The organism is Streptomyces gamaensis, assembly GCF_042656465.1.
GTDB lineage: Bacteria > Actinomycetota > Actinomycetes > Streptomycetales > Streptomycetaceae > Streptomyces > Streptomyces gamaensis.
This window is the reverse complement of sequence record NZ_JBHSPB010000064.1, coordinates 1-721: the sequence shown is the minus strand read 5'-3', so window position 1 is coordinate 721 and position 721 is coordinate 1. Positions and strand designations below refer to the sequence as shown.

Sequence of the window (721 nt, the reverse complement as noted above, 5' to 3'; positions counted from 1 at the left end):
TCACCCTCGCCTACGAGCAGCGGACCATCGCCGAAGGGCTGAGTGTCGCGATACCCGACCGTTCCTTCACCGTGATCGTCGGCCCCAACGCGTGCGGGAAGTCGACCCTGTTGCGGGCGCTGTCGCGGATGCTGAAGCCGGCTGCCGGCCGGGTGCTGCTGGACGGGCAGGACATCGCCTCGCGTCCCGCGAAGCAGGTCGCCCGCACGCTCGGGCTGCTGCCGCAGTCCTCCGTGGCCCCGGACGGCATCACCGTCGCCGACCTCGTCGCCCGCGGCCGCTACCCGCACCAGGGACTGCTGCGGCAGTGGTCGAAGGAGGACGAGCGCGTGGTGCGGGAGTCCATGGCCGCGACCGGCGTCGACGCCCTCGCCGACCGGCAGGTCGACGAACTCTCCGGCGGACAGCGCCAGCGCGTGTGGATCGCGATGGCCCTCGCCCAGCAGACGCCGCTCCTGCTGCTCGACGAACCGACGACCTATCTGGACATCGCCCACCAGATCGACGTCCTCGACCTGTGCGCCGACCTCCACGAACAGCAGGGACGCACGCTGGTGGCCGTACTGCACGATCTCAACCAGGCGGCGCGGTACGCGACGCACCTGATCGCGATGCGGGACGGACGCGTCGTGGCGGAGGGCGCGCCCGGGGACATCGTGACGGCCGAACTCGTCGAGGACGTCTTCCAGTTGAAGTGCCGCGTCATCGACGACCCGGAGAC

Annotated in this window: 1 protein-coding gene; it reads left to right on the top strand. The window is 70.7% G+C overall.

What is annotated here, in order from left to right:
- Positions 1–721: ABC transporter ATP-binding protein (locus tag ACFP1Z_RS33685; protein ID WP_390321870.1), on the top strand; the 721-nt coding region annotated here is incomplete at both ends.